The 3,229-nt window shown below is 24.5% G+C and carries 3 protein-coding genes and 1 pseudogene; all 4 read right to left on the bottom strand.

The features are described from left to right. Positions 1-135: 135 nt before the first annotated feature. Positions 136-459: an SVM family protein gene (locus RI68_RS03190; RefSeq protein ID WP_017193785.1), complete on the bottom strand. Its 324-nt coding sequence runs from the start codon at positions 457-459 to the stop codon at positions 136-138. A gap of 76 nt (positions 460-535) precedes the next feature. Continuing rightward, complete coding sequence (locus tag RI68_RS03185; RefSeq protein WP_017193784.1) at positions 536-2,566, bottom strand: N-6 DNA methylase; 2,031 nt, start codon at positions 2,564-2,566, stop codon at positions 536-538. A gap of 26 nt (positions 2,567-2,592) precedes the next feature. Next, on the bottom strand, positions 2,593-2,940 hold the full coding sequence (locus RI68_RS03530; RefSeq protein ID WP_017193783.1) for a hypothetical protein: 348 nt from the start codon (positions 2,938-2,940) through the stop codon (positions 2,593-2,595). 108 nt (positions 2,941-3,048) lie between these two features. Then, positions 3,049-3,229, bottom strand: a pseudogene (locus RI68_RS04005) (DNA double-strand break repair rad50 ATPase); the annotation flags it as partial.

Here is a 3,229-nt window from a genome sequence, read left to right as displayed (position 1 = left end):
TTTTAAGGATTTGGTTTTAATCATGGTTTGTTTGCCTCCTTTGGTTTTTTAGTTTAATGGCCTTGCCGTGTTGTTTGTGTTGTTGTTTGGGTAAAAGAAAAAGACCCTGGGGAGTCTTTAGTTAATAATTAATATTTATTTTTTATTCTTATTAGATTTTTTTGAAATAAACAAATTTGGTTCTTCTAATGTTATGTTTCTTTTTTTTGTGTTGGTTTCTTTTTTAGGTAATAATTTCATTATTTTATCTAAATTAATTTGAATTCCTTTTTTATTAAAGTATTTGATTCCTTCGCTTAATTCTTCTACAGCTTCTTCCATAAGATCAACATCACTTTTTTGTTTATTTTTGTTATTTTGCATCGCCATTAATTGTTGATTATTTATTATAAACAACAATCCTACAAAGATTATTAAACAAAGATAAATTATTTTAAATTGGTTTTTTAATTTGAACATTAATTAAATCTCCTTTTTTAATTATTTCTTTATAATCTACTAATTGATTGTTTGATTGAATTTATAGAAATAACAGTTATCTTGGAGCAAGACTGTTACCATACGGCAAAGATTTAATATAACTTTTCATGAACTGCCAATCTGGGTTTCCTTGATTTACCACTGGCAATTTAATGATTGTTTTTTGAATTCGTTCTTGGTTAAAACGACGACTATATGAATATTTAAACATTTCTTGATTGATAAGTGTTACAAAAAATAAAGCTATTTTTTCGTTTAAAACTTTATTTTTAAGTCTTATTATATTGATTGAATCATGTCCATTATTTAAAAACGGATATTTTTGATAAAAACAATAACCTAAAGCGCATATTGTTATACAATTTCCTTCTTCTGTATAATGGTCATAAAATCCATTACTACCATTATTTTTACTTGTACTAGTTATGTAAGGGTAGTTCCCTGTTTCAAATTCGTCTAAATCTTCTTTAGTGGTTTCTTTGTTAATTTTTTGAATATCAAATAATGATTCAATAGTAAATTCTTCCCAATCAGAAGTTTTAAGTTCTTTGTTGCATCTATTAAAATGATCTTTATTTTCTATTTGTGGTAAAATAATTTCTTGACTAATTTGTTCTAATAAAGTAATTTCATCTAAATTTTCGTTAAAAATATTTAAAACTTTTTTAACTTGAAAAACAATATATTTTTTGAGAGTCAATATAAAGTCGTTTCTGTTTAATTTACTATAATCAACTTTAGAATAAGCAAACAAAGTCCATTCATGATTTTTTTTGATAACGTGAGATAAACAATTAATATCATTATAATTTTTACGACTCAAATCATTCAACATTTTTGTTTCAATACGATCCCATTTATTAAACCGATCAATTCTTCCTTTGTTTTTAAATAAAACTAATCCATCATCTTCTAAATTATAAAAATCAACTTCTTTATTGTTATGAGGAATGTTCGTTTTAAAAATAGAAATAGCTGTATGAGTTGAAGCGTTGGGTTCGAATAATTTATTAGGCATTTGAATTATTTTTTCTAAAGTATGAGCTTGTAAAATTTTATTTCTTGTTTTCGTGTCTTTCATATAAACACTTAATGGTGCTATCATGACAACATATCCATGAACTACTCCTAATAACTTTATTAAAAATTCTATTTCTTTTTTAGTAGGATTTTTGTTATTACTTTTGCCCCCATAAGGTGGGTTAATAAAACCAATTGTTGGAGGTTTATTTAACTTTTTCATTTTATTAGAAGCATCATTATGAAAAAAATCTAAATTATAAATTCGTGATTTTCCGTCACCACGAAATAACATATTGGATATAGACAAAGCATACATAGTAGGATCTTTATCAAAACCGATTATTTGATTTTCTTTGATTTGGTTAATATTTTTTTCGTTTTTATAAGTTAATTTTTCAATAACGGCGTTCATACCCGCGATTAAAAATCCCCCTGTACCACAACAAGGATCTAAAATAACATCAGTGCTACTAATAGGGATTAATTTAGTAAATAATTCTGTAATATGTCTTGGAGTTAAAACGATACCATTTTTAACATGAGTTACGCCAGCATAACTTAAAAAAATTTCATAAAAATTACCAATAATATCGTAACTATATTTATTTTTAGCTTCTAATAAATGATAAATATTTGTATTTAATTCTTTCAAAACATATTTTATTATTTCTAATCCATCATCTCCTAATAAACTTTTAATAGAATTCATTTGGTCACATAAGTATTGAATTTTTTCATAATTAATATTTTGTTTTTTTAAAACATTGTCTAAACTAATATTAATATTATTTAATAATTTGTCATAAACTGTTTTGTAATCTATTTTTCTATTTTTTTCATTTTCATTTAAGTCAGGTCTATAATGATATTTATTATGTTTTTTATCGTCAAATTCTTTTTTAAAATCTGTTTGTTTTAAACAAATTAATAAAATAGAAATTAAAATAGGTCTATATTGGACTTCTAATGATCTTAATTTAATATTAATCATTCTAGCTGTTGAAGCAGATTGTTTTATAATATTATCTAATTCTAATTTATCATTCATTTCTAATGTGTTCATTTTCTTTTTCCTTTCTTTTGTTTATATTAGACGATTTCGTAGAAGGAGTTGAGGGATTCTAATTGAACACCATAAAGACTTTGTAAAATATCATAATCACGTTGTAATGAGTCTTTTAGTTTGATGGCATCGGATAACATTCCTTCGTACATTCTTTGTTTGGATTCTAAATTTGCGATATCTCTTTTAATATAAGAGATTTGTCCAACTAATTCTATAACTTCATCTTGGAATTGGTATATTTCATTTTGCAAACGTTTTTTATCGTCGGTGTTAGTTGTTATTTTTAGTTCTTCTTGTTTATCTTTTATTTCTTTTTCTTTGTTGGTTAAATCTTCTTCTTTTTGTTTTAATTGTTCTTTTAAAGCGTTCATCTTTTTGTCATTTTCTTCTTGGGCTTTTTTGATATCATTTATTTTTGTTTCAGCTTGATCTAATAGTTCTTTAATTTTTTCTTTTTGTTCTTGGTTAAGTTCTTTTTGTTAATATAATTTTTTTAATTCTTCATCACATTTTTTTAATTCTCCTTCCCAATCGGATTTAAGTCCTTGATAATTATTGATAGTTTGGTCGTATTTATCAATGGCTTTGTCAATTTCATTGATTAATTGACCTGCGTATTTAGAGGATGGTTCTTTTGGTTGATGAAAGAAACATAAGTAA

The organism is Vaccinium witches'-broom phytoplasma str. VAC, assembly GCF_000309405.1.
Lineage (GTDB): Bacteria > Bacillota_I > Bacilli_A > Acholeplasmatales > Acholeplasmataceae > Phytoplasma.
This window is presented reverse-complemented; position numbering and strand designations above follow the sequence as displayed.

Coding starts and splice junctions, on each gene's coding strand:
- RI68_RS03190 (WP_017193785.1), bottom strand. CDS start 459: ATGTTCAAATTAAAAAACCAATTTAAAATAATTTATCTTTGTTTAATA.
- RI68_RS03185 (WP_017193784.1), bottom strand. CDS start 2,566: ATGAACACATTAGAAATGAATGATAAATTAGAATTAGATAATATTATA.
- RI68_RS03530 (WP_017193783.1), bottom strand. CDS start 2,940: ATGAACGCTTTAAAAGAACAATTAAAACAAAAAGAAGAAGATTTAACC.